Annotated in this window: 26 protein-coding genes and 1 riboswitch; of the genes, 10 read left to right on the plus strand and 16 right to left on the minus strand. The window is 39.3% G+C overall.

Features of this window, described 5'->3' with window-relative positions:
- Positions 1–111 precede the first annotated feature (111 nt).
- Positions 112–1,854 (plus strand): ABC transporter ATP-binding protein, encoded by a 1,743-nt coding sequence (locus ACO1DI_RS15130; protein ID WP_423145443.1) that lies wholly within the window; start codon positions 112–114, stop codon positions 1,852–1,854.
- Positions 1,855–1,870: 16 nt separating this feature from the next.
- Complete coding sequence (locus ACO1DI_RS15135; RefSeq protein WP_423145523.1) at positions 1,871–3,655, plus strand: ABC transporter ATP-binding protein; 1,785 nt, start codon at positions 1,871–1,873, stop codon at positions 3,653–3,655.
- A 40-nt stretch (positions 3,656–3,695) separates the two neighbouring features.
- Here the strand turns inward: ACO1DI_RS15135 and ACO1DI_RS15140 are convergent, their stop codons facing one another.
- A complete protein-coding gene (locus ACO1DI_RS15140) occupies positions 3,696–4,679 on the minus strand; it encodes a zinc-binding dehydrogenase (protein WP_116742208.1) in 984 nt (327 codons plus the stop codon).
- Positions 4,680–4,842: 163 nt separating this feature from the next.
- On the opposite strand from ACO1DI_RS15140, the gene ACO1DI_RS15145 reads away from it, so the two are divergent.
- A complete protein-coding gene (locus ACO1DI_RS15145) occupies positions 4,843–5,190 on the plus strand; it encodes a winged helix-turn-helix transcriptional regulator (protein ID WP_014461394.1) in 348 nt (115 codons plus the stop codon).
- A gap of 213 nt (positions 5,191–5,403) precedes the next feature.
- Positions 5,404–6,738: an RNA polymerase factor sigma-54 gene (gene rpoN, locus ACO1DI_RS15150; protein WP_423145444.1), complete on the plus strand. Its 1,335-nt coding sequence runs from the start codon at positions 5,404–5,406 to the stop codon at positions 6,736–6,738.
- A 57-nt stretch (positions 6,739–6,795) separates the two neighbouring features.
- Here rpoN and ACO1DI_RS15155 read toward each other — a convergent pair whose 3' ends face one another.
- The 3 genes from ACO1DI_RS15155 to ACO1DI_RS15165 form a co-directional block, all read right to left on the minus strand.
- Positions 6,796–7,647 (minus strand): class I SAM-dependent methyltransferase, encoded by an 852-nt coding sequence (locus ACO1DI_RS15155; protein WP_140451615.1) that lies wholly within the window; start codon positions 7,645–7,647, stop codon positions 6,796–6,798.
- Positions 7,648–7,744: 97 nt separating this feature from the next.
- On the minus strand, positions 7,745–10,162 hold the full coding sequence (locus tag ACO1DI_RS15160; RefSeq protein WP_423145445.1) for a YhgE/Pip family protein: 2,418 nt from the start codon (positions 10,160–10,162) through the stop codon (positions 7,745–7,747).
- Positions 10,163–10,350: 188 nt separating this feature from the next.
- On the minus strand, positions 10,351–10,836 hold the full coding sequence (locus ACO1DI_RS15165; protein ID WP_014461398.1) for a GNAT family N-acetyltransferase: 486 nt from the start codon (positions 10,834–10,836) through the stop codon (positions 10,351–10,353).
- A gap of 175 nt (positions 10,837–11,011) precedes the next feature.
- Between ACO1DI_RS15165 and ACO1DI_RS15170 the strand changes: the two genes are divergently transcribed.
- Genes ACO1DI_RS15170 through ACO1DI_RS15180 form a run of 3 tightly spaced genes read left to right on the plus strand, consistent with a single transcriptional unit; the run spans position 11,012 to position 13,410 of the window.
- Complete coding sequence (locus ACO1DI_RS15170; RefSeq protein ID WP_013055605.1) at positions 11,012–11,242, plus strand: FeoA family protein; 231 nt, start codon at positions 11,012–11,014, stop codon at positions 11,240–11,242.
- Positions 11,239–13,209: a ferrous iron transport protein B gene (gene feoB, locus ACO1DI_RS15175; protein WP_423145446.1), complete on the plus strand. Its 1,971-nt coding sequence runs from the start codon at positions 11,239–11,241 to the stop codon at positions 13,207–13,209. The genes ACO1DI_RS15170 and feoB overlap by 4 nt, the downstream gene beginning before the upstream one ends.
- A gap of 15 nt (positions 13,210–13,224) precedes the next feature.
- Positions 13,225–13,410, plus strand: a complete 186-nt coding sequence (locus ACO1DI_RS15180; protein WP_014461400.1) for a FeoB-associated Cys-rich membrane protein — start codon at positions 13,225–13,227, stop codon at positions 13,408–13,410.
- Between the two features lie 42 nt (positions 13,411–13,452).
- Here the strand turns inward: ACO1DI_RS15180 and ACO1DI_RS15185 are convergent, their stop codons facing one another.
- A complete protein-coding gene (locus ACO1DI_RS15185; RefSeq protein WP_014461401.1) occupies positions 13,453–13,776 on the minus strand; it encodes a DUF3243 domain-containing protein in 324 nt (107 codons plus the stop codon).
- A gap of 16 nt (positions 13,777–13,792) precedes the next feature.
- Positions 13,793–14,374: a hypothetical protein gene (locus ACO1DI_RS15190; protein WP_014461402.1), complete on the minus strand. Its 582-nt coding sequence runs from the start codon at positions 14,372–14,374 to the stop codon at positions 13,793–13,795.
- A 261-nt stretch (positions 14,375–14,635) separates the two neighbouring features.
- On the opposite strand from ACO1DI_RS15190, the gene ACO1DI_RS15195 reads away from it, so the two are divergent.
- The 3 genes from ACO1DI_RS15195 to hxlB all read left to right on the plus strand — a co-directional run bounded on the left by ACO1DI_RS15195 (position 14,636) and on the right by hxlB (position 16,466).
- Positions 14,636–15,001: a winged helix-turn-helix transcriptional regulator gene (locus ACO1DI_RS15195; protein ID WP_013055600.1), complete on the plus strand. Its 366-nt coding sequence runs from the start codon at positions 14,636–14,638 to the stop codon at positions 14,999–15,001.
- A 267-nt stretch (positions 15,002–15,268) separates the two neighbouring features.
- A complete protein-coding gene (gene hxlA, locus ACO1DI_RS15200; RefSeq protein ID WP_013055599.1) occupies positions 15,269–15,898 on the plus strand; it encodes a 3-hexulose-6-phosphate synthase in 630 nt (209 codons plus the stop codon).
- A 10-nt stretch (positions 15,899–15,908) separates the two neighbouring features.
- On the plus strand, positions 15,909–16,466 hold the full coding sequence (hxlB, locus tag ACO1DI_RS15205; protein WP_182420897.1) for a 6-phospho-3-hexuloisomerase: 558 nt from the start codon (positions 15,909–15,911) through the stop codon (positions 16,464–16,466).
- 112 nt (positions 16,467–16,578) lie between these two features.
- On the opposite strand, the gene ACO1DI_RS15210 is transcribed toward hxlB, so the two are convergent.
- The 10 genes from ACO1DI_RS15210 to murQ form a co-directional block, all read right to left on the minus strand.
- Positions 16,579–16,824, minus strand: coding sequence for a ferredoxin (locus ACO1DI_RS15210; RefSeq protein ID WP_371905377.1), 246 nt, complete (start codon positions 16,822–16,824; stop codon positions 16,579–16,581).
- Between the two features lie 86 nt (positions 16,825–16,910).
- Complete coding sequence (locus ACO1DI_RS15215) at positions 16,911–17,921, minus strand: ABC transporter substrate-binding protein (RefSeq protein ID WP_243548807.1); 1,011 nt, start codon at positions 17,919–17,921, stop codon at positions 16,911–16,913.
- A complete protein-coding gene (locus ACO1DI_RS15220) occupies positions 17,918–18,661 on the minus strand; it encodes an ABC transporter permease (protein ID WP_014461408.1) in 744 nt (247 codons plus the stop codon). Before ACO1DI_RS15220 ends, ACO1DI_RS15215 begins: the two co-directional genes overlap by 4 nt.
- The gene (locus ACO1DI_RS15225) at positions 18,658–19,422 is read right to left on the minus strand and encodes an ABC transporter ATP-binding protein (RefSeq protein ID WP_042992303.1); all 765 of its coding nucleotides are present in this window, start codon (positions 19,420–19,422) and stop codon (positions 18,658–18,660) included. Before ACO1DI_RS15225 ends, ACO1DI_RS15220 begins: the two co-directional genes overlap by 4 nt.
- A complete protein-coding gene (gene tenA, locus ACO1DI_RS15230; protein WP_371905375.1) occupies positions 19,415–20,086 on the minus strand; it encodes a thiaminase II in 672 nt (223 codons plus the stop codon). The genes ACO1DI_RS15225 and tenA overlap by 8 nt, the downstream gene beginning before the upstream one ends.
- 5 nt (positions 20,087–20,091) lie before the next feature.
- Positions 20,092–21,369, minus strand: a complete 1,278-nt coding sequence (locus tag ACO1DI_RS15235) for an acetylornithine deacetylase (protein ID WP_371905374.1) — start codon at positions 21,367–21,369, stop codon at positions 20,092–20,094.
- A 114-nt stretch (positions 21,370–21,483) separates the two neighbouring features.
- A riboswitch (TPP riboswitch) is annotated at positions 21,484–21,586 on the minus strand.
- A 219-nt stretch (positions 21,587–21,805) separates the two neighbouring features.
- A complete protein-coding gene (locus tag ACO1DI_RS15240; RefSeq protein WP_014461412.1) occupies positions 21,806–22,816 on the minus strand; it encodes a MupG family TIM beta-alpha barrel fold protein in 1,011 nt (336 codons plus the stop codon).
- On the minus strand, positions 22,813–24,174 hold the full coding sequence (locus ACO1DI_RS15245) for a PTS transporter subunit EIIC (protein ID WP_423145447.1): 1,362 nt from the start codon (positions 24,172–24,174) through the stop codon (positions 22,813–22,815). The genes ACO1DI_RS15240 and ACO1DI_RS15245 overlap by 4 nt, the downstream gene beginning before the upstream one ends.
- Positions 24,175–24,263: 89 nt before the next feature.
- Positions 24,264–25,118: a MurR/RpiR family transcriptional regulator gene (locus tag ACO1DI_RS15250; RefSeq protein ID WP_371905373.1), complete on the minus strand. Its 855-nt coding sequence runs from the start codon at positions 25,116–25,118 to the stop codon at positions 24,264–24,266.
- 12 nt (positions 25,119–25,130) lie between these two features.
- Positions 25,131–25,985 (minus strand): N-acetylmuramic acid 6-phosphate etherase, encoded by an 855-nt coding sequence (murQ, locus tag ACO1DI_RS15255; RefSeq protein ID WP_423145448.1) that lies wholly within the window; start codon positions 25,983–25,985, stop codon positions 25,131–25,133.
- Positions 25,986–26,179 lie beyond the last annotated feature (194 nt).

Below are 26,179 nucleotides of genomic sequence, written 5' to 3' on the forward strand. Positions count from 1 at the left end.
CTCAAAAAGTGGATTTCTGCTTGCATTGGCGTATAATAAATGGTGCTTGAAACAAACTTCTAAACTTATTCTATGTTACCATATTTTTTACAGAAAGGAGTGCCACAATGTGTGAATACAATTAAATCTTTGTACCCTTACTTAAAACCTTACAAATGGCTCGCGCTGTTTGCCCCGCTATTGATGGTAATTGAAGTGTTAGCTGACCTTCTTCAGCCTACTATTATGCAGCATATCATTGATTATGGCATTGCAAACAATAATCAAACATATGTTATCACCCGAAGTATCCTTATGCTCATGTTAGCAATCATTGGCTTAGCTGCTGGTATCGTCTGCGCCATTCTTAGTACAAAAGCGGCAGTAAACTTTTCGACCGATATTCGGAAAGCGCTGTTTGAAAAGATTGAAAACCTCTCAAACAGCAACAGAGACAAACTAGGAACCGGTCACTTAATTACGGTCATGACAAATGATGTAACGAGTGTTCAAAACGCATTGAATATGACGTTAAAAGTCTTAGTGAGAGGTCCTTTACTTTTTGCAGGAAGTATTGTGATCGTGTTATTAACCGCTCGTTCTTTGTTTCCTATTATCGTCGTGGTCGTCCCTATTTTATTTTTATGCATTTGGTTTGTGATCACAAAAGCTGGAAAACTTTTTAAAAAAGTTCAGCAAAGCGTTGATCGTGTAAACACAAAAGTCCAAGAGAATTTATCGGGGATGCGTGTAGTAAAAGCGTATGTAAGAGAATCATATGAAATCGATCAATTTAAAGAAGCAAACAGCTCCTTGACGCGAGCTAATATGAGTGCTGTTCAGCTTATTTCGCTTTTAATGCCCGTTATTTTATTTGTCGTAAATATCGGAATGGTAGCTACTCTATGGCTGGGAGGGCTTCAAGTCGAAGCAGGAAAAATTGAAGCAGGTGTGATTTTAGCTTTTATTAATTACTTAACGATTATTTTAAACGGACTTATGTCAAGCAGCATGGTGCTGATGCAAATTACACGCGCATTCCCTTCAGCTGAACGAATCGATTCTGTATTAAAAACAAAAATAGACATCCCTCCAGCAAACTCTGCTGCTCAAATCAACAGACTTAAAGGTGATCTATCGTTTCAAAACGTTACATACAGCTATAGTAAAAATGGCGAAAACGTATTAAAAGATATTTCATTTACTGCTAAACACGGGGAAACCATTGGCATTATCGGCTCTACTGGAAGCGGGAAGTCGACGCTTGCAAAACTTATTTCCCGCCTATATGATCCCGATGACGGCGAAATCTTCGTGGATGGAAAAAATCTTACGGACTATGACGTAAAAGTGCTTCGCTCATCCATTGGGTTTATTCCTCAAAAAGCTACGCTGTTTACCGGCACGATTGATATGAATATTCGCATGGGAAAAGATCATGCTTCTCCCTCAGAAATTGAAGATGCTGCAGCTTTTGCATGCGCAACGGAGTTTATTGAAAAACTCCCAGAAAGATATAAGTATCCTTTAACGCGAGGGGCGACCAATTTATCAGGAGGGCAAAAGCAGCGTCTTTCAATCGCGCGTGCATTTGTTAGAAAGCCCGCTATCCTGGTTATCGATGATGCAACTTCAGCATTAGACGCTGTCTCAGAAGCACAGGTACTAACACATTTAAAAGAAGAGTTTGCTGATGCGACCGTTATCATTATTGCTTCTAAAATTTCGTCTCTTCTCCACGCTGATCATATTGTCGTCATGGATGAAGGTAAAATTGCTGAACAAGGGACTCATGAAGAATTGCTTCGTTATCGCTCTCTTTATTACGACATTTATCTTGCACAAGGCGGAAAAGAGGTGTTGCCTAGTGAATAATCAAGGTAAAAATCAAATGAGCTCTATTCGCGGCCCTAGAGGAATGATGAAAGGTCCTGTAGTGAAGCCAAAGAATGCGAAAAAAACACTGCACAGAATCTGGTCATATATGGGGAAACGAAAACCTCCGCTTGCGGCTGCGATCATCTTAGTTATTGTGACTTCCCTGCTTAATTTATTAGGCCCTTATTTAATTGGGGTTATTATTGATGAGCATATTATTCCCAAAGATATCAGCGGAACGATACGAATGTCACTTATTCTTGCAGGAATTTATATTACGACATCTTTATTAACATGGCTGCAAACCTATTTAATGGTGAACGTTTCGTTTACGACCATCGGAATGCTCCGCCAAGATTTATTTGCAAAGCTTCAAACTCTCTCTCTTCGCTTTTTTGATAAGCGAGCTCACGGAGAGTTAATGAGCAGGGTTACTAATGATATTGATAATCTAAACAACGCTCTGAGTCAAAGCGTCATTCAGGCTCTGTCGTCTATTTTATCTCTAGTCGGTATTACCATTGCGATGTTCTTGCTCAACTGGATTCTTGCCATTATCACGCTGATTGTTATTCCATTGATGGTTATAATCGTTCGACAAATATTAAAACGAAGCAGTGAAAATTTTGTCAAACGCCAAAAAGACTTAGGTGAGCTAAACGGCTTTGTAGAAGAAGCAATCTCTGGAGGAGAAGTTGTTACGCTTTTTAGTAAGGAAAAAGATTTTTTAACTGTTTTTAATGAACGAAATGAACAGCTGAGAAGTTCAGCAACAAAAGCGGAAACATTTTCAGGCTTTTTAGGTCCTGTGACAAACTTCATCAACAACTTAGGCTTAGCACTAGTGATCGGAGCGGGAGCATTTATGGCTGTTCAAGGCAGCGTTACCGTTGGGATGATCGCTTCATTTGTTAACTACTCACGTCAGTTCTCTCGCCCAATCAGTCAAATGGCAAACTTAGTAAACACCATTCTTTCGGCTATTGCCGGCGCAGAGCGCGTGTTTGCGATTATGGATGAGCAGCCGGACGTCACAAACAAGCCAAACGCTCTTTCTATTACAAAATTTGCAGGAGACGTTGCTTTTGAGAACGTATCATTTGGCTATAACGATGAAAAAATGATTTTGAAAAATGTTACACTGACCGCAAAAAAAGGTGAAATGGTTGCTTTGGTTGGTCCGACGGGCTCTGGTAAAACAACAATCATAAACTTGCTCACACGATTTTATGACATTGCAAACGGAGACATTAAAATTGACGGCCGCTCCATCAGTGACTATAAAATACATGATTTAAGAAACCGAATCGGCATTGTTCTTCAAGATACCTATTTATTTTCCGGTACGATTGCGGACAACATTCGATTTGGCCGATTAGATGCCAACGATGAAGAAGTGAAAAGCGCGGCAAAAATGGCAAATGCTCATTCGTTTATCAAGCATCTGCCGCAGCAATACGATACCGTCATTTCAGCCGGTGGAGGAAATTTAAGTGAAGGCCAAAAGCAGCTTTTATCGATTGCTCGAGCGATGCTTTCTGACTGCGATATTTTAATTTTAGACGAAGCTACTTCCAATATTGATACAAAAACAGAAATTGATATTCAACGAGGAATGAGCAATCTATTAAAAGGAAAAACAAGCTTTGTAATTGCCCATCGACTCAAAACGATTGAAAACGCAGATCAAATTCTTGTCTTAAAAGACGGACAAATTATTGAAGAAGGAAATCACCTTGAGCTGTTAGAGAAACAAGGTTTCTACCACAAACTCTATACGCAGCAGTTTACGATTTAAAAAGGCAAGCACATTTATTGTGTTTGCCTTTTTCGTTCTATCATTTATCTATTACAGCTACAATTTTCCCTTTTACTCGACGAGTCGCCAGTTCATCTAATGCCGCCGGCACTTCATCTAGTGAAATAACTTTTTCCACAAGAGCATTCAGCTTATTTTCTTGTAAAAGCGAAAGCATACTATTGCCCATCTCAGCAAGTTTTCGCTGTTCTTTTACGTTATTAGACTGATGTACACTTCCTAATGCAACTTGATGAAACGATAGTGGATGCGCAAACGAAATTGCATCGTTTACATTAGGAGGTCCTGCGATAAATGCAATTTGACCATTAAAAGCAAGAGCCTTCACCGATTCGTCTGCATTGTCACGTCCAACGGTATCTAGAACTAAATCTACACCGAGTCCATCGGTAAGCTCCAGCACTTTTTTCACAAAATCTTCTTTACGGTAGTCGATTGCATAGTCAGCACCTAAACTTTTCACAAACTCATGATTGGCAGAAGATGCAGTTGTAAGCACTGTAAGCCCTGCATTTTTGGCAAGCTGAATAGCAAAGCCTCCAACCCCTCCAGCACCTGCGTGAATTAAAATCGTTTGTCCTTTTGAAGCGTTCATTTTGTGAAACAATGCTTGATATGCTGTATATCCCGCACATGGAATAGCCGCAGCGTCTTCAAATGAAACCCCTTTTGGAATAAGAGAAACTGTATGAGCTGTTGTCACTCCGTATTGTGCAAACCCGCCTTTTTTCGATAAATCGCTATGATATACAACGTGGTCTCCCACTTTAACAGTTGTCACTTCTTCTCCCACTTCCTCGACAACGCCAGCTGAATCAAGTCCTAATACGTGAGGATATGTCCAACTAGGATTACCGCCATTTCCTGTTTTATAATCTACAGGGTTTAGGGCAGTAGCTTTAATTTTAACTAAAATTTCACCTTTAGCTGGATGCGGCTTTTGGATATTTCCGACTTTCATCTCACTTACTTTCCCTTTGCCTTCTAGCAGTAAAGCTTTCATCAAGATCTCCCCTTTTACATTTCTTCCTTCAATTAAAAGTTCTTTTTCAGTATAATAAATACATGTTGTTTACAAAAGAAGGCACTTTCATGTAACCAGGTACCTTCCCGGTAACCTAGGTCTATGGATATTAAATTATTATATCCATATTTCATATCTGTTTATGAATGGAGGATTAGCGGTGAAAGCACCCCACTATAATGTACCTGTTGAAGCAACGCTTGAAGTAATCGGCGGGAAATGGAAAGTCGTTATTTTATGCCTATTAAAAGAAGGCGAAAAACGTTTTAGCGAACTTCAGCGAGCTATGCCTGCTATTACCAAAAAAATGCTGTCTCAACAGCTAAAAGAATTAGAAAAAGACGGTGTAGTTAATAGAAAAGTATACAATGAAGTTCCTCCTAAAGTAGAGTACTCACTCAGTGAAGAAGGCGAAACCTTACGAGAAATTTTAAATATGATGTGCGCATGGGGAGATAGAAGAATGGGAAACACTCCAAATTGCAGCTAAGTTCTCCTAGCAGCTTTGTTAAAACAACCGAATAGCTGCTGGGAAGACCTATTCGGTTGTTTTATCTATTTCCCTACTCTTTCTTCTGGGTCGCCCTTGTGTAAGAACATCTGACAACACTATAGAATTCTTTCGCATTTTCATATATGATGATGTCGAACGATGCAGCCAGAATTGTCGAAATAAAACTCAAGAATGATAGGTGATTCAATGATGCAATTAGGTTTAGATTTATCTCAAAAACAACTATTAAAATTGGCCATGACACCTGAATTACGTCAGTCTATCAACATTTTAAATTATTCTACGGCCGATTTAGTTCATTATCTTCATGAGCAAGTCAATGAAAATCCTGTAATTAAACTGTCTGCTGGCGATCCTCAGCAAAAAAATTCATTTAACACTCGAGAGCAGCGTTCATATTCAAAAGGTCACATCGATGACGAGTATAATCCGTTTAATTATATATCCGATCAAACTGTGACATTAGAGAGCCATTTATTAGAGCAGCTTTCTATGTTAAATCATTTACACTCACAGCAAAAACACATCGTTCAATTTCTAATTGGAAACTTAAATAAAAACGGCTTTTTAGCAATTGAGCCAAAATTGGCAGCCGAACTGCTGAACGTTTCAATTGACGAAGTCAACGATATGATTCACGTTTTACAAAGCTTTGATCCAATCGGAGTGGGCGCTCAAAACTTTGTCGATTCACTGCTTATTCAAATTAAGTCCAAAAAATCAAAGCCTCCTCTTTTATACGATGTGGTGAAACACGATATTGAAGATATTGCTAACAAAAAATATCGGAACATTTCAAAAAAATACTCTATTTCGATGCGCGAAGTACAAGAAATTGTTGACTGCTTGCGGACATTGAATCCTCGTCCAGCAGGAGATTTCTACGTTCCGCTTACGAAGTACATTTCGCCTGATGTAACGGTACAAAAAATAGACGGCCGCTATCATGTTATTCTTCATAGCGAGCTGCTTCCGCCCATCGAAATTAACAGCACCTACCAAAAGCTGGTTCATCGCTCTGCATGCGTAACAACCGATCGATACGTACAGGAAAAAATGCACGAAGCTACTTGGCTAATTAATAGTATCGAGCAGCGTAATGCGACGATTTACAACGTGTCTAAAGCCATTGTGGAACATCAGCAAGGATTTTTCGAAGTAGGTATCTCGGGGCTAAAGCCGCTTACCTTAAAAGATATTGCTCAAAAATTAAACTGTCACGAATCAACGGTAAGCCGTGCAACCAACGGAAAGTATATTCAAACGGCGCGCGGACTGTTTGAATTAAAATACTTTTTCACTAATTCTTTAGAGAGAACCGATGGCGAACAAAGCAATTCTACTGCCTTTATAAAAGAGAAAATTAAAACATTAATTGCCGAAGAAAATAAATTAAAGCCTCTTTCAGATCAAAAGCTCATGTCTCTTCTTTCCAGCGAAGGAATTCAAATTTCAAGAAGAACAGTAGCTAAATACCGTGAAGAAGCAGGGATTGAAAGTTCTTCTAAGCGGCGACGATTTTAATATTACTTATCCTAAACCAAAGCTTTATCACTACTAAAAAGAACCCGTTGATTTTACTCAACGGGTTCTTTTTATCGGTTTCCAATAAATAAAAGCCATATGATATTGATACGTATATTCATATATACCATTTACTTTTTTTACATGCTGTAAAATAATCTTCTCAGTTTCTAATTTGTCAACATCTTTCGAAAGCAGCTTTGTGGAGTTCTTCTTGATGAGATCTTCGTACGTCTCATACGTTACCGTTTTGGTTATAGGAACCAGCTTACAATCTGCATAAATGCCCAGTTCATATAAAATATTTAGTAAGTCAATATATTCCTTACGGCGCCATTTAATCTCGTACCCAAGTTTTCTATGTAACTCTATGTAATGAGGCTTTTCTGGACCCGTTGACATGCCGATAACCGCCAAACGATTAGCCGAATCATTCATATTTAAGAGACCATCGACAATATTATGCATACGGTAAAAGCAGTTTATTCCTACTACGACATCATAGTTATCTGTTAGACGCTCATACTCCCATTTACCTTCTATGAACTTTAGATTAGAGCGGGCATCTGATTGCGTTTGTAAGTAGCGGATGATGCTGGGCGAACAATCCATACACGTAAGTTCTTTTACATGATCCGCAATCGAAAACGTATAATTTCCCCAGCCAGGGCCAATTTCCATAACAGAGTCGTTTGGATTCAAAAAAGCAAGAAGTTCTTGTTGAAGCTGTTTTACTACAGAATCATTTTCTGAATTAAAAGACATTTTTTCTACATACCGCTGCCAAAATTCATCTTCAGCTCGGTCATTTATCATCCGTTCCGATATTGAGCCATCCCACTCTTTTAACCCTTCCTGCCACTTTCTTACCTGATCACTTTCATATACCGAAAATTTTGTAAGCTGCATGCATTCACATTCCCCTCTTTTATACGTAAACCTATACTAACATAAAGAAAAAGAGAGTTCCTTTTTAAACTGGAACTCTCTTTTTATATTAATTAAATTATGCTGCTGCCTCTTCCTCTGTGTGATGCTTCTCTTTTCTGGCATTGATATAAAACATTATCAATGAAAGAGTGATGAAGATTGCTGCAAAGATTCCAAGTACGCCAGCCTGATGCCATACATAGCCGAAATCATCACCAATTGAAATGATTTCACGGAAACCGCGAATTGCATAGGTCATAGGCAAGTATGGATTGATTGCCTGGAAGAATTCCGGCACAAGTGCTTTAGGGAATGTACCTGCACTGCCGCCAATTTGAAGCAGCAGAATAATAAACGCTAAATACTGCCCTACTTTCCCTAGCCCTGTTGTTAAGAACAAGATCAGTGTAAAGAACGTTACACCTGTAATCATGGTGAAGATATAGAAGTGCCAAATGCTTGTTACGTTTAAATGCAAGCCCCATAGAAGAGCTGTAACAGCAATCGCCGCCTGCAGCATACCTACAATAGTGATGACACTAAACTTACTTAAGAACCACGAAATACCTGATGTCGGTCGAATTGATGGCTCTTTCATTGGGTACACCGCTGAAAACATTAATGTTCCCGCAAACAAGCCAATACATAAGATGTATGGAGCTAATCCAACACCGTACTTATCTACGTTGTTTTGTTTATCTGATTTTAAATCCGTTGGATTTGAAAACATACTGTATGTTTTATCGTCCGCTTTAACATCTTTTGCATCTTTTGCACCGTCCGCTAAAGATGAATGAAGCTCGCTTGTTCCATCTGATAATTTAGATGAACCATCATATAGTTTGGACGAACCATTCGTTAACTCTTTAGATCCGTTTGCTAGTTTAGTTGCCCCGTTTTCTAGCTGCGTTAAACCATTTGCTAGCGCTGCGCTTCCTTGTTCAGACTTCTTAAGTCCATCCACAATTTGCTGCTGCCCGTCAGCAAGCTTTCCAGCCCCTGTATGAGCATCAGCAATACCGCTGTTGAACTCGGCAAATTTACTGTTGAACTGCTTTTCTCCGTCTGCTAGTTTAACAGCACCGTTGTATAATTGAGTTTGACCATTATATAACTGAGTTTGTGCGTTGTATAACTGAGTTTGGCCATTATACAGCTGACTTTGTCCATCAGCAATTTTATTAATAGCGCTTTGAATATCTTCTCCGCCTTTAGACAGCTTTTGCAGCGCCGCAGATAACTCTTGCACTTTATCTACTTTTGCTTTTAGCTGCTCTGCTTTTTGCTGCTGTTCATCCATAAACTGCTGAGACGTCAGCTTTTTAATTCCTGCAATCAGCGTTTGTTTTTGCTCATCGGGAATGGACTCGTTGCTGTTAATGCTGTCAATGAGGGCTTGCTGCTGCTGTTCAAACTCTGCTTTTTTTGAATCGACCTGCTGTTTAATCTGCGTAATTTCCTGTTCCGCTTGATTAATTTGCTGCGTAACGCTGCTCACTTCAGCGTCCACTTGGTTTAAGCCGCTCGTGAACTGCGGTAGTTTCCCTTGAAGTGTTTTTGTTCCTTCATTAAGTTGCTTTGTAGCATCCTGGAGTTTTTTGGTCCCACCTTGCAGTTTTTCAGTTCCGTCTTGTAGCTTTCCTAATCCAGTGCTAAGCTTTCCTGCACCTGTTTCAAGTTCTTTAGAAGCCGCGTACAGCTGACCGCTTCCATTCTCTAGCTTCCCTAAACCGCTGTTTAGGCTGCCTAAGTTTTCATTGATTTTATCCGCACCGTTTAGTAGCTTAGCTGTACCAGCATTTAAATCTGTTGCTCCTTTACGTGCATCCGTTAATCCACTTGCTAATTTAGCTGTACCGTCTTCAAACGTAACTGTGCTGTCTGCTAGTTTCTTCATGTTATCTCGCAGCGTTTTCGATCCGTTTTCTAGATCACCTGCACCGTCACTTGCTTTTTGAAGACCGTCCGCTACTTGCTTAAAGCTGTCAAATACCGTTTCAGCATACTGCTTTGTGACTGCTTCTTTAATCTGATCATTGATTTTAGCCACTGCATTTGAGCTAATTTGAGCGCCTGAATAGTTCTTTCCGGCATTTGTATGATAGATAAATTTCATCTTTTTAGGATTCTCATCCATTAATGTTGTTGCATTTTTAGAGAAATTCTTTGGAATTTCTAAAACTAAATAGTAGTCCTCATTCTTTAAGCCTTCTAACGCTTTTTCTTTGTTCGTGAATTTCCAGTCAAATTTATCGTTTTTCTTTAAATCATCAACAAAATCACGACCGACATTCAATTTCTTTCCATCTAACGTAGCACCTTTATCTTCATTTACCACTGCAACTGGAATTTGATCTGTTTTTCCATATGGATCCCAGTAAGCAGATAAAAAGATGACATTATAAAGTAATGGAACAAATAACAATCCGCAAATCACAACAATAGTCATTGGTTTGGAAAAGATTTTTTTCCATTCTCCTTTAATCATATTCATGTTTTTTAGCCTCCAATAATCCTTACTTCCGCCTGACTGTTTGACCGAAAAACATTTTCGGTCATTAAGTTCTGATTAATGTTACCATATTCACAAGAACAAGGTCAATCGTTATTCTGTAATTAAAAGCTGATTTTAACAGAAAGTTTAAAATCAGCTTTTTTTAAGATAACGTTCATGCTATAGGCTTAAATCATTAGCTTCATCCGCATCGTTTTTAACAAATGCCCTTCAAATTCATCGTCAAATTCATCCACGAGCTGGAAACCTTTTGATTGATAAAAAGCACGGCCTATTCCGTTTTCCCTTTCTACGTTAATGTAAACGATTTTTAATTCCTTCGAGCGCTTCATTCCTTTTTCTAACAATTGCGAACCGATTCCTTTTCCTTGATAAGCAGGCAGTATATAGATAGATCCTAGTTCTATTTCCCCTCTGTTTTGCAGTCGGAAAAAGTTAGCGTATCCTACGATTTTCTCATCAATAGTTGCTACATAAATGAAAGAATTGTGCAAGCGCCACAGCAGCCTTTTATTGGAGTATGCTTCTGAAAGAAACCGATTCTGAACGCTCCTAGGAATAATTCCTTCATATGTATCGTACCAGCTCATCTTTGCGACGTATTGAACAGACGTAATATCTTCTTTTCTCATTTTGCGAATGATTACCTCCACTCACATCCCTCCTGACAATTTGCTGCTAAAATCGTACATAATTTCACCTGAAAAATATAGTTATAAATATATATTTTTAATTGTAACGCTCTAGAAGCATTGATTGATTTTAGAACCTTATGTATAATCGAGATAGATACAAATTGAAAATGATTATCATTAACAGGAGTGCTGAATGATGAATTTAACTACCGTGAGTATTGGCGACAAAGTAAAAGTTAAAAACATTGAATTTTTAGATAGATCATTAGAACGCCGCCTTCTTTCTTTTGGAGTAAAAAAAGGCTGTGAACTATGCATGAAGCAAAAAACCATCTTAGGAGGACCTTGTATTATTGAATGTCAAGGTCAAATGATTAGCATCCGAAAACGCGATGCGGCTAAAATTGAGGTTGAGACAGCATGAGTACAATTGCACTTTTAGGAAATCCAAACACAGGAAAAACTTCTTTATTCAATATATTAACAGATTCCTATGAATACGTAGGAAACTGGAGCGGTGTAACCGTTGAAAAGAAAGTTGGGTCTATTAAAAAGCAAAACAGCCAGCTGGTTGATTTGCCGGGTGTGTATGATTTTACTCCTCTTTCTTCAGATGAAGCAGTGGTAACTAACTTTTTGTTAACCGGAGAATTTAACAGTATGCTGAATATTGTAGACGCTTCTCAGTTTGAAAGAAGCATGCATCTCACTATTCAAGCATTGGAATATGGAAAGCCATTAGTAATCGGCTTAAATATGATTGATGTAGCGGAAAAACGCGGATTGACTTTTAATTTGGAGAAGCTTAGCAAATCATTACATATTCCGGTTTCAGCGATTATTGCCCGCAATGGAAAAGGAATTAATGAGCTTCTCACCACTTTGAAGCAAGATTTAAAAGCCCCTTCATTTCAATTAAATTATGGGGAAACCGCTGAACAAGCAATTCATATGATTCAAACAAAAGCGGACGTCAGCAGATGGATTGCCATTCAATTCTTAGCGGAAAATAGCGTAATCGAATCAACATTAAAAGAAAAAACGAGTTACCCAGAGCTGCTTGAGCTTCGAAAAGCCGCTGCACAAAAATTAACCAAGCCGCTTAGCGAGCATTTCTTCGACGTGCGTACAGCATTTATTGAGCGCATTTCCAGCGAGTGTATCGTAAAAGGCAGCGAAACACCGCTAACCTTCACAGATCGAATCGATCGAATTGTGACGCATAAGTGGCTTGGTCTCCCTATTTTTCTTGGCTTAATGTATTTGATTTTTAATATTACGTTTACGTGGATTGGCGTTCCGCTTTCTGATAAACTGGACGGCTTCTTTGGTGGAACGCTTAGTGAAGGCGCTGATTCTCTTTTAAATGCAGCTGGTGCCGCTCCATTTATTCACGATTTAATTGTGGATGGCATTATTGCAGGAGTAGGCGGCGTACTAGTATTTGTACCACAAATTTTTGTCCTGTTCTTTTTCATTTCACTGCTTGAAGATTCAGGATACATGGCTCGAATTGCTGTAGTAATGGATCGTATCATGGAATTTTTCGGTTTGAACGGAAAAGCATTTATTCCGATGATTATTAGCTTTGGATGTAACGTACCGGGGATAATGGCCGCGCGTACAATTGAACAGCGAAAAGAGCGCCTTATGACCATTTTAGTCAATCCATTTATGAGCTGCTCAGCACGTCTTCCTGTATACGCTTTGTTTGTAGGTGCGTTTTTTGTGCAAAACGGAGCAGCTGTGGTGTTTTCTATGTACTTGCTTGGCATTATTTTAGCACTTGTTGTAACGAAAATTTTATCAGTAACGCTTCTTAAAGACGAACAATCAACTTTTATTGTTGAACTTCCTCCTTACCGCGTACCTCAAGCCAAGACTCTTTGGAGAAGCACGTGGGAAAAAGGCCGAAATTTCGTCCGAAAAGCAGGTACGGTTATTTTAGCTGGCTCTGTATTTATCTGGCTATCATCTTACGCTGGTCCTGGCGGTTTTGGAGTAGATATGGAAAATAGCTTTATGGCTATTATTGGAGGTGCTATCGCTCCTCTATTTATCCCTTTAGGTTTTGCGACATGGCAAGCTGTAGCATCACTGATTACAGGCTTCCTAGCAAAAGAAGTGGTTGTTTCAACTATGAGCATCATTTATAAAGTACAAGAAGGACAGCTTGGCGACACAATGAAGACATTCTTTACACCGCTAACAGCCTATACGTTTATGGTGTTTGTTCTTCTTTATGTTCCGTGTCTAGCAACCGTCGCTGTTATTCGACGAGAAACCGGCTCATTAAAATGGACAGCATTTGCTGTGGCCTATCCTTTAGTTGTCGCTTATCTCGTAGCTTTGCTTGTACACATGGTTGGAAAAATACTTGGGTTTTCTTAAAAGGAGTGACTAACATTGATTATTAATATTTTAATTGGGGTTTTAATATTTGGGTATGCCCTTTATCATATGACAAAATTCTTCCGCAAGAGCACTCAGGGAAAATGCGCAAGCTGCGGACAGCAATCTTCTTGTACAACGGATGATTGCGGTATTGATTGGGATAAAACAATTCAAGAAGCTCAAAATCAATCATCTTAATACATTAAAAAAGCATCCTGATAGCGGGATGCTTTTTTAATGTTACGCAACTAGTTTTAAAATGAGATGAGAAAGAACTTCTTTTTCCTCTTCACTGCTGACTTTCCATAACTCATGAAGGACTTTTTCTTCTCGGTTTCGAGGTTCCTCATTTTTGGCTAAATAGCTAGCCACTTTTTTTGTAGCGGCCGTTAATTGTTCCTCACTTAACCCGAGCTTTTTCCCGACATAAACTTTTTGACTTAAATAATCAGTAAACGTATCAAAATTCTGCAAAATTGCTTCTTTCTTCTCCGTCCCTAAATTATCTGCCGTTTCTTCAATTTTATTCATGTCTTTTGTGGTGCCTTCATTCATTTGACTCACAGTAAACATCTCCTTTTTAGTGAATAGATTGGTATGTTCTTTCACGCTCAGCTTCTGGTTTTTCGTCTGGGGTCATTTTGTCCTTACTAATTTCAGAAGTTGCATCTTTCACTTTTTCACCAATTTGCTGTAAATCACTTTTAGCATCTTCTACCGTCGATTTTGCATCATGCGTAACGCTTTTCACATCCTCTGCTTGCTTAAAGAAATCTTCATTTACACGCTCGTACAAATGTTTGGCATCATTAATTGCATCTTTTAAAAGATTCGATGCATTTTTCATTTGTTGCACCATTTTTTCCTTTGTTTCTTGAGGGTTCTCTTTTACTTGATTAATCATGTTTGCAGAGGAGTCCTTTAATGTAACGGCTCTTCTTTTAACAGATGAGCGAGTTTTATTATCAAGCAATGTTATACATCCACCCACAACTGCTCCGACAACAACACCTTTTACTAGCTTGCTGCTGCAGCTTTTTCCAGTGTTAACAGCAGCAGTGCTATTAGCTGTCTGTGGATTGTTATTAATTCCTACATCGTTGTTAATGCCTGCGCTGTTGCTTAAAGCAGGGTTTTGTAATTCAGATTGGTTTCTTTCCATTTTTACTGCCTCCTTTAGCATCGTTATTGAGTGATTTCCCATCTTTTTTTATATTTAAACAATTGAATTCCTTAAAAATAAAAAACATGACTAAAGGCCACCTTTTACACCTCACTAGTCAAGAATAACTATATAGTAAGAAAAGCTAAGTTTTTTAATGGAAAGATACAAGCCGGATTTTTGTAAAAGGATTGTCAGCACCGGTATAATAAGAAGTACTGTAAAAGAAATTTTATACTATTGGTCATAGGGGTGAAACAATTGAGCCAGCTTAATAAGGAATTTAACTGTGAAAAAGAATTAACGCTTGCTATTATCGGCGGAAAATGGAAGATGCTGATACTATGGCACTTAGGACGTGAAGGAACAAAACGGTTCGGGGAACTAAAATCGCTTATTCCTGATATTACGCCGCGCATGCTGGTTAACCAGCTGCGGGAACTGGAAGAAGATCTAATTGTTAACCGTAAAGTTTATCCTGTCGTACCACCTAAAGTCGAATACTCACTTACAAAAGAAGGAGAAAGTTTAATGCCTATTTTGACAGCCATGTACGATTGGGGTAAAAATTACCGTGATACAGTGCTGATCAATCAAGAACAAAAGGCAGAAACGTTAATTAAATGATGGAAACTAATCCTTCTATTTCATAGTTTTTATTTTTTATGCGGATGATATTAATCAATATCATCCGTATTTTTAATGAAAATTAAGCGGTTACAAGACTGATATGTCCATTAGTATACTTCTGTATACTATCATTCCCCACACTATTTGTGGGAAAAGTGCGTACTTTTAAGAACCTCAAACTGCGGGTACAATAACTACACCAGCTGCTTTTTATGTAAAAAAGCACAAAAGGTATCTATAGATTTCTGTAAGGAGTGGAGTAGAATGGAATTACAATTAGCGTTAGATCTTGTTAATATTTCTCAAGCAAAAGAGGTAGTAAAAGAAGTTGAAGAACATATTGATATCGTGGAAATCGGTACACCTGTTGTAATCAATGAAGGGCTTCGCGCCGTTAAAGAAATTAAAGAAGCATTTCCTAATTTAAAAGTATTAGCTGACCTAAAAATCATGGATGCAGCTGGTTATGAAGTACAGCAAGCTTCTCAAGCTGGAGCAGACATCATTACCATCTTAGGTGTAGCTGAAGATATGTCAATTAAAGGTGCAGTTGAAGAAGCGAAAAAACAAGGTAAAAAAATTCTAGTCGATATGATTGGTGTAAAAGATATTAAAGGACGCGCAAAAGAGCTAGACGAATTTGGCGTTGACTATATCTGTGTACACACAGGATACGACCTTCAAGCAGTTGGCCAAAACTCTTTTGAAGATTTAGTAACAATCAAAAGCGTTGTGAAAAATGCAAAAACAGCTGTTGCTGGCGGCATTAAATTAGAGTCTTTACCTGAAGTAGTAAAAGCACAGCCTGATCTTGTTATCGTTGGCGGAGGAATCACGAGCCAAGACGATAAAAAATCAGTTGCTTCTCAAATGAAAGAGCTTATTACAAATTAAGGAGCTTTCTATGCAGACGAGCGAACATTTAAAAACGGTTATGAATGAGCTTTTACAAACAACAGCTCTAATCGCTGACGATGAAGCTGAACAGCTTGTAAATGGCATCATCTCATCTAAAAAAGTGTTTGTCACCGGAGCAGGCCGTTCAGGTCTTATGGGCAAGTCATTTGCTATGCGTATGATGCATATGGGCATTGATGCGTATGTCATTGGAGAAACCGTGACGTCAACTTTCACGAAGGATGATTTATTAATCATCGGATCAGGTTCTGGCGAGACGAAGAGCTTGATTCCTATCGCTCAAAAAGCAAAAGAACTTGGAGGAAAAGTTGGAGTAGTTACAATTTCTCCCGATTCCAAGCTTGGCAAGCTGGCTGATTTTATCGTGAAGCTGCCCGGTGCTCCGAAGGATCAAGAACAAAGCAGTTATCAAACAGTGCAGCCTATGGCGTCACTGTTTGAACAAACGCTTCTTCTCTTTTACGATGCGCTGATTCTTCGCTTCATGGAGAAGAAAGAACTTGATACCCATACAATGTACGGAAAGCATGCAAATTTAGAATAAAAAAAGGTCTTGCTCTAGGCAAGACCTTTTTTGTTTTGAAACTTTCTATCTCACCAAATATTTATTTATCGCATAACTAAATGTACTTTATCGTTAACTTTTTCCAAAAACCCTATTCCAATTTTGTTGCATCTCCATAAAACGGCTGCCCTGCGACTTTAATGGATTCTGTTGGGCATCCTTCATACGCTTCCATCATCTCATCTTGCTGATGTTTAGGAACCTCTTTTGTTCCTTCGTTGTTATCTAGCACTGCATAAGCAAGACCTTCTGAATCGTAATCATAAAGATCTGGTGCACTCCCTCCACATGCTCCGCAAGCAATACATGTTTCCTTATCTACTATCGTAAAAGCCATAAAAAAACCTCCTTTACCTTTTCACTTTCTCGTTCAGAAAGTTACGTTCAGTATAAGAAGGTTTTTTTAAATTTGTTTTAAATTATTTAATTGGATTCTACAATATTCTCAAACATTTCAGCTACATTTGCCTTTTTCTTAATTAATCCTGACTCTTTTAACCAGTCCACATTTGACTGCCATGATTCTTTCGTTTGACTGCCAAATCCTTGTTCAGACTTCATTTTAGGAAGTAAAATATTTAAACTTTTTGTTTCCACGTCTTTTTCAAGAGGGAAGTTTGATTTATCTTGGTTATCTAATAGAATTTGAAGTGATTCTTTTGGATGTTTCTCTGTGTACTCATACCCTTTTGTCGCGGCACGCCAAAACGCTTTAATCGTATCAGAATCTTTTGCCCACGTTTGATCCCCAGTAACTGCCACTAGCTCATAGTACGATGGCACGCCGTAATCCGAAGGATCAATGTCAACTGTTTTGTACCCTTTTTTGTGAAGCAATGGTACTTCGTGATTAATATATGCCCCTATTACGGCATCTACTTTTTTACTAATCAGCGATGAATTTAACTCAAATCCTACGTCTACTAATTTTACCTTATTCGGATCTCCTCCATCGCTTTTTACCATTTTCTTTAGAACAGATTCACTTAATGGTGTTCCGCTGTAGCCTACTACTTTTCCCTCTAAATCTTTAGGACGCTTAATACCGCTATCTTTCAATGCCACAACTCGGTTTAGCGGAGATCTTACAATCGCTCCCACCGACTTTACCGGCACATCTTCATTTGCTCGTGCCATTGCTACATCAGGCTGATAATAAAGGCCGAGCGTAACTTTCCCCGCAGCTGCTAAATTAAGCGAGTCCGTTGGATTAGCAGGAAACTGTACTTTTACATTTAGCCCTTCTTTTTTAAAATATCCTTTTTCTTGTGCAGCGTAAATGAAGCTGTGCACTGCATTTGGGTACCAATCAAGCATAATTGTAACGTCTTTTAATTTTTTACTTTCACCAGCTTTATTTTCCTTGTTCTGACCGCAAGCAGCTAGCATCAAAACAAGCAGCAGGCTTAACCCAATCGCAAACCATTTTTTCATTCTGTTTTCCTCCACTTTAATGAACGTTTTTCGAAACCTACTACAATAATAAAGAATAAAATACCAAGCGCGGATAAAATCACAATTGGTGCAAATACACCAGCTGCATCAAACTGTGTCATCATGCGACGACTGAAATATCCCAAGCCTGCTTGCGCACCTAACCATTCCCCAATGGCAGCACCTATTATACTAAAGGTAACCGCTACTTTGAGCCCTGAATAAAAATGAGGCAGTGCAGAAGGAATGTTCAACTTAAAGAAAATATCTTTTTTTGTTGCTCCCATCGTTAGCATGAGTTCTTTTAATTCTTTGTTTGTGGAACGAAGCCCGTCAAACGTGCTGACGGTAATGGGAAAAAACGTAATTAATACGGTCACAATCACTTTGCTCCAAATAGAGTAGCCAAACCACAGCACAAATACAGGAGCAATGGCAATGGTCGGAATCATTTGCGACGCAATAATAAGCGGATAAAAAGCACGCTCAATAAGCGGGCTCCAATTCATCCATACAGCCAGCATAACTCCCAGCACCACGGATATAACCAGCCCAATTACGACAATAGATAGCGTAGCTGGTAAATGTTTAAACAATAGATCCATTCGCAAATCCCAAAGCTTTGTTAAAATACCGCTGGGCGTTGGTAAAATAAACGGATAGTTTACAATGCGTGCTCCAATTTCCCAAGCAGCCAGCAAAATGAAGACTAAAATCACTGAAGCCCCGTACTTTTTCATGTGTTCACCTTCGATCTTAGCTGTTCAATTAAATAATCTTTCACGTCAAGCACACGCTGTTGATTCAAATCTTTTTGCGTTCGAGGCCTGCTAAGCGGCACTTTAACCTCTTCAAGATAACTTACCGGCTTGTCTGAAAAGATAAAAATACGATCTGACAAAAAAAGCGCTTCGTTTACATCATGAGTGATAAATAAGATGGTGTGCTTACGCTTTTGCCATTGTTCAAGCAGCCATTCCTGCATCGACAAACGCGTAATGGCATCAAGCGCACTAAAAGGCTCATCTAAAAGCAGCACGTTAGAACCGCTTAATACCGTCCGCAGAAACGAAACGCGCTGCTTCATCCCTCCGGATAAATCACTTGGAAAACGGTTTTCATACCCTTTTAGGCCAAACTCTTCAAGCAGCTGAGACACTTGCTGATGAGCACTTGCTTTTGACACATTGTGCAGCTCAAGCGGCAGCGCTGCATTGTCTAAGATTGTACGCCACGGAAGCAGCAAATCTTGCTGCGGCATGTAGCCTACTTTTCCTAGTCGCTTTTCATAAGACTGCCCGTTAATCACGATATCGCCTTCACTCTGCTGTTCAAGACCTGTAATGAGACGAAACAACGTACTTTTTCCAGATCCGCTCGCTCCAACGATACTGACAAACTCGCCTTCTTTCACGTCTAAGTTTAATGATTTTAAAATCGCTTTATCACCATTTTTGTACGTAAAACTGACGTTTTGAAAAGATAACACAGAGTTATTCATGAATTGGCCACATCGCTTCGTTATAAGCCATATCCCAGAACATATACTCAAAACGCGTCGTATTTAAGAAAATTTCTTCGAGCTTTTCTAACTCCGCTTCTGATTTGTCTTCAGTAAGTGAGTCAAATAAGTTGATACACCACGTCGCAAGTTCTCCAAATTCTTCTGAGCTGTACATTTCAATCCACTCGCGGTAAAATTCATTGCTAGCTCCAGGCTTTTCACTGAGTTCTTTTCCTATTTCCCAGTAGCTCCACATACAAGGCAAAAGAGCCGCCACTAATTCAGCTAATGTTCCGCTTTGACCAACGTGTAGCATATAGTGTGTGTATGCAAGCGTTGTAGGCGATGGCTGCGCTTTTTCTAATTCTTTTTCGCTGATTTCAAATTTCTTGGCATACTCACGGTGAAGGCTCATTTCTTCATTTAACGTAGAATCTAAAAGGCCTGCAAATTTCCCCATCGTTTGAAGATCGGTAGCTTTCATGACTCCAATTGCAAATAACTTGGCATAATCAATTAGGTAAAGGTAATCTTGAATCATGTAAAAGCGAAACTTTTCCTTTTCAAGCGTTCCGTCTCCCATTCCCTGTACGAAGGGATGATTATGATTTTGACGCCAAATAGGCTGCAGCTTTTCGTATAATCGTTCACTAAATTTCATGATGATCACTCCTTATGCGTATGCAGCCACGTATAAATGAACTGCACCATCACTTTTGTATATTGAACAAGCTGATTAATATCTAATTGTTCGTTCACAGCATGTGCATTTGCTAAATTTCCCGGACCGTAAATAGCCGCCGGAATTCCCGCATCAGCTAGCCATCCCCCGTCTGTTACGCTAGTTGACACATCAATTGGAGGCTTTTTCCCTTCCATTTGTTCATGAGTCTTTGCAAGCAGCTGCACTCCTGCATGATTTTCATCAATTTCTAATGACGGAAAGATTTCTCCTCTGTCTTCAATCATCGATGTGCCTCCCCATTCAAAGGTTGGCAGATTGTCTTTTAACCATGGATCCGCTTTTGCAATAGCTAAAATGTATTCTTCCACTTCTTTTGATACTTGGTCGTACGATTCATTGGGATAATAGTGAACGGTGATCCACAGCCTGCATTCATCTGCAATAAAAGCAGCATGTCTTCCGCCTTCGATTACTGCTGGATTAATCGTATTTGTCCCTGGCAAAAATCCTGGATAGCTCTTTGTAACAGCCCAGTGACGCTCCAATTCTTGCAGCCCTCCGATCACTTTTGCCATCTTTTCAATAGCGCTTGCGGCTAAAAGCCCTCCTCCAGCATGAATCATACTTCGGCGTGTACCGTCATGATAGGTTTTACTGCTTTTTATCGTAATCCATCCCGTGATCACTCCGCCTTGACCTTGAATATGTAAATCACTCGTATCCGCTACAAGCGCAAAGTCAGCTGTATACCCTTTCTGACAGCATTGCAGCGTACCTGCCTCTCCTACTTCTTCTCCTACAACGGATTCAAAAATCAAGTCTCCCGGCAGTTTGATTCCTGCTTCCGTTAAAAGCTGAACTGCAAACAACGCTCCTGCCAAGCCGCCTTTCATATCAGCAACTCCGCGTCCGATGATTTTATTGTCTTTCACGACAGCTTCAAACGGATCTGTTTCCCATTTTTCATTTTCTTGTACCTCAGCAACATCCATATGACCGTTAATAATCAGGCTTTGATAGTCAGCTGATTTTTGTCCTTTTAACGTACCCACTACGATGGGGTCGTTAGAATATAAGTCCCACATATCAATGGAGAAACCGCAGTTTTTAAGAAAATTCGCTACGTGCAGCTGCGCTTCACGAGAATTTCGTGCAGGAGGCGCTGGCGTTTTATACGAAACAAGCGTTGTTAATAACTGGATTAACTCTCCTTTGCGCTCCTCTACCTGTTTGACAAGCAAATCAATTGTTTCTTCCATTTATGACACCTTCCTTTACGCATAAAAAAACACTTCTTTCGCAGGAAAGAAGTGTTTTTGTTTATGTACACAAAATTATTATAACGAGTTCGTAAGGAAATCCCATACAAAACATGCATTACAATACCTCTTTCCTACGCTAGTATTACCTAGTTCAGGTTATAAGGGTTAAGACTTCTCGTCTCTCTCAGCTTCGAAAGCACCCCTAGTGGTGTTGTATCTCTATGAAATTAATCTATTATCATATGTTTACCTGTAATAGTTTTATCATAGTAAAGCGTTTTATTCAATAGAAAGGTTCATGATAGGGTAATGAAAATAGTTTCCTTTTTAGTAAAATAAAAAGCACACACCTTCTTCAAGCAGTGTGTGCTCTTTGTTTTTGTAAGATTACTAGTTAGCTATTGGCTTCTTTAAAAATACACGTTTTTTCCATTTAGACAGTAATAAGCTCAAGTTTTTGACCCGATCTCACTAACGAAAGCAGTTCATGATCTTCTTCTATCACATGCCCAATCACGTTAACATTAGCATTTGCAGGCAAATTCCTTTTAGCTATTTGAACCTCTCCTCTGTAACGTCCGTAGCCATCATTGTCCATTGTAATTGCTCCAATTCCGCGCTCGACTGTATGATATGGCGGCACTGGTTCTACAGATCGTGTATCCACCAAACGCAGAACGTCTCTTGATATATCCGGACGCACGCTGTACGTTCCCTGTATATGAGGTGAACGAATGCGTAGCGGAATAATGCGGTTTTCTTGATATTGAACTAAACGTTTTAATAAACTTGAACTGGCGTATGGATCTCCAATATAAACCTCCGTTACTCCGCATCCGTATAAATCTACTGCAGAGATAAAAGGACATCTATTACGGTCCTTCTCTCTAGTAGGAAGACCTTGATAAATAGGACCTCTCTTTTCGCCTTCTCCAGGAGTATAAGCACACACTGGAATACAAAGTTCATTGAATAAATCTGTCTGCTGTTGAAAAAACGTTTCTTCAAGCCCTGTTTCAGGCCGCGGATAAAAATTATGCCAAGCAAGCAGCTGATGATGATGAAGGCCTGCAGATAACAGCGCTTCTATTTCTTGTTTTGACAATGTACTTGCATTAAGGGCAATATAAAACTCATTCGCAAGTAAAATCGTTTCTTCTACGCTAAAGCCATCGTCTAGTCTAATACCTGATACGCCAAGTGAAGATAGAGTCATAAGGCTTTCGATACCTAAATGAACTGGTGTATCCTTGGATACATCTGCATACACGCTTATTCCACACTCTCTAGCCACATGAAGCAATTCTTTTGCCCGTTCAGCCAAATCTCCTTTTTCCTCTGGAATGTGAAGTGAAGTGAATGCGCGTGTAACGCCGCATTCACTCGCTTCTACTAATCTTTGTTTGGCATCTCTATCGTTCAAATAAAACGAAATGCCAATCATTCAAACTCCCTCGCCATTTCATCGTTAAATCCAAAGAAATAGGTACAAATAAAGCCTGCTGCGTAAGCAATAACTAATCCAAGTAAATAAAGAAGAATTTGATGCGCATGAACTAAAAACGTAAGCGGTAAACCTGATACTCCCACTGCTACAGTTGCAATATGGAAGTGCGCCTGAAACGCTCCGCCGATTCCAGCTCCAAGACAAGCGGTTAAGAATGGCCGCCCTAAAGGAAGTGTGACTCCAAAAATAAGTGGCTCTCCGATTCCGAGCAGTCCTGAAGGAAGTGCGCCTCCAATTGCTCGCTTTAAACGTTTTTTCTTTGTTTTGATATAAATAGCAAAAGCTGCACCGACCTGACCGGCTCCGCCCATTGCTAGGATAGGAAGAAGCGGATCATCTCCAATTGAATTGATAAGCTCTAAATGAACAGGAGTAAGGCCTTGATGCAGTCCCGTAATGACGAGCGGCAAGAACGTTGCCCCTAAAACAAAGCCTGCTACAACTCCTCCAACCTCTAAAACTCCTAAAAGACCTTTTGTGATTCCGTCTGAAATCAAGCCGCCGATTGGCATGAATACCACATACGTAATAATTCCTGTAATTAACACCGTAACGGTTGGTGTAATAATAATATCCAGTGACTGAGGGACAAATTTACGTACTCGTTTTTCTAACACGGCCATAAAGATTGCTGCAAGCAATACGCCTATTAAGCCACCCCGCCCCGGCAGAAGTGCTTCCCCAAAAAGTTTAATATCAGCTATGGCAGGATTAATGACTAAAATACCGGCTAAGCCTCCTAGAGCTGGCGAACCTCCAAACTCTTTTGCGGCATTAATACCTACTAAAATACCAAGATAAGCAAATAAACCGCTTCCGATAACGGTTAAAAGAATAGCAATCTGTGAATCCGCCGGAAGCCACTTCGCTTGCACAGCTGCTTTTGTCACTCCAGTAATAAGTCCAGATGCTACAAGAGCAGGTATCAACGGAATAAAAATACTTGCAATTCGGCGAAGCAAGAGCTTAAACGGAGTTGCATTTTTTTCTTTTAGCTCCGATTTCCGCTGTGTTGCACGATTTTCTAAGTTAATACCGCCGGATTCATCAATTAGCTTTCCAAACTCCTCTGTTACTTTGTTCACTTTGCCAGGACCAATAATGATTTGCAGCGTCTCTTCTTCCACTAACCCGAGCACGCCTTCAAGTTTTCGTATATCTGCTTTTTTAACGATTGAATCATCTTTTACAGTCACGCGCAGCCGCGTCATACAATGCGTATACGCTTCAATATTGGATGCTCCCCCAAGCATCTCCAAAACAGCCTTTGCTAATTGATGATTATCTAAAGACATGTTAATCCCCCTTTGTATTTTCCTCTTAGATGGATACGCCACTGAGGAAACAGACCACAAAATCCCCTTTTTGCAATCGCTTTCTTTTTTTATTTTTTATCTTTCAAAAACTGAATGGCATCTCTTGTTTTGTCAATATACTCAATCGTCTGGTCGTACTGCTGCGCTGCAATACTTAAAAATAAAACATCAATCACATAAAGCTGGGCTAAACGAGACGATGTAGCTGCGCTTCGAAACGGCGCTTCTTGAGAATAAGACGTATACAAACAAATATCTGCTAAAGACGAAACGGTAGACTGTCCGTACTTAGTTAAGCTAATCGTCTTTACTCCGCGATTTTTAGCTAAAGATAAGACATTGCTTACTTCAGGCGTCTCTCCTGAAAAAGAGATGCCCACAACTACATCGTCTTTACTTGCATTTGCGATGAGTGTAGCTGCTAGATGGCTATCTGTAAAAGCCGTCGCATTTTTATTAATTCGAAGAAATTTTTGTTGCGCATCCATAGCAATAATATGTGAAGCACCGATTCCAAAAAAATGAATGTTTTTGGCTTCAATCAATGTCAAAACAGCCCGCTCTGCTTCTTTATAATTCACAAGCTCGGCCGTATCACTTAAACTTTGAATGCTGTTGCTTACTGTTTTTTTGACAATAGTTTGAATCGTTTCGTTTGTTTCAATATCGCGGTATCCTTGTTCTGTATCTTTAGCTAAATCACCGGCTACTCTTACCTTTAATTCTTGAAAGCCGCTAACCCCGATAGATTTACACAAACGAATAACAGCGGCACTGCTCGCATTCGCTAGTCTTCCTAGTTCCCCAGCCGTACTGTTTACCACAGTATGCGGGTTGTTTAAAATATATTCAGCAATTTTCCTCTCCGAATCCGGAAGCTTAGCCACCGTGTTTTTAATCATTGTTAATCCGCCTGTTGACATCGTTTCTCTCCTTTATACGTAATGTTCAATCGCTTTTCTCACATAACCCCCCGCATTATTCAGTAACGTCTTTGCGGTATCGTAATTTTCATTTGTTTTGATCATAATCACTGCTGTTTTTACCTCATTATTTGCTTCTTCAAGCGTTTGACTTGCTTGCTCATAAGAAACACCTGTAATTTTACAAATAATACCTATCGCTCGCTCTTTAAGCTTTTCATTACTCACATGAACATCTATCATTAAGTTTTCATACGCTTTTCCTACTTTGATCATAGCCGCGGTAGAAATCATGTTGAGAATCATTTTATGAGCGCTTGCTGCTTTTAACCTTGTGGAACCTGTTAGCACTTCTGGACCTACTACCACCTCAATACTATGGTCCGCTTCTTTTCCAATAAGAGAATTACCATTGCAAGACAGCGCCACCGTTTTAGCTTTTACAGATTTTGCATATCTTAATGCACCAATCACATAAGGAGTACGTCCGCTTGCAGCAATTCCAATGACTGTGTCTCGTTCATTCAAATGAATTTTTTGTAAATCTGCTGCTCCCAATTCTTCTTTATCTTCTGCACCTTCAACTGCTTTCACAAATGCTTTTTCTCCTCCAGCCATCAGTCCCTGTACCTGATTGGGATTGGTACTGAAAGTAGGGGGACATTCAACAGCATCCAATACTCCCAGTCGTCCGCTTGTTCCCGCACCGACATAAATAAGCCGGCCTTCCTTTTGAAATAATTCACTTACAAACTCAACTGCTACCTCTACGTTTGGAAGTACTTCTTGCACAGCCAGCGCCACTTTTTGATCTTCTTTATTCATTACGTGCAAAATTTCTTTTGTACTAGCCGTATCTATCTTCATGGTCTGCTCATTTTGGGACTCTGTGTTAACAATGTAAGCTGTTCATTCATTTTTTTAGCTACTTTTTCATCATGTAGTGAAGTTATGGTTATTATAATTCCTTTAAAATATAATTTCAATAATTTGTTTTATTTTTAAAATTATATTTTAAACGAACATAGAAAAAGACTTCAGGCATATAGCTGAAATCTTTT

This window comes from Priestia sp. 40, from assembly GCF_049368575.1.
GTDB lineage: Bacteria > Bacillota > Bacilli > Bacillales > Bacillaceae_H > Priestia > Priestia zanthoxyli.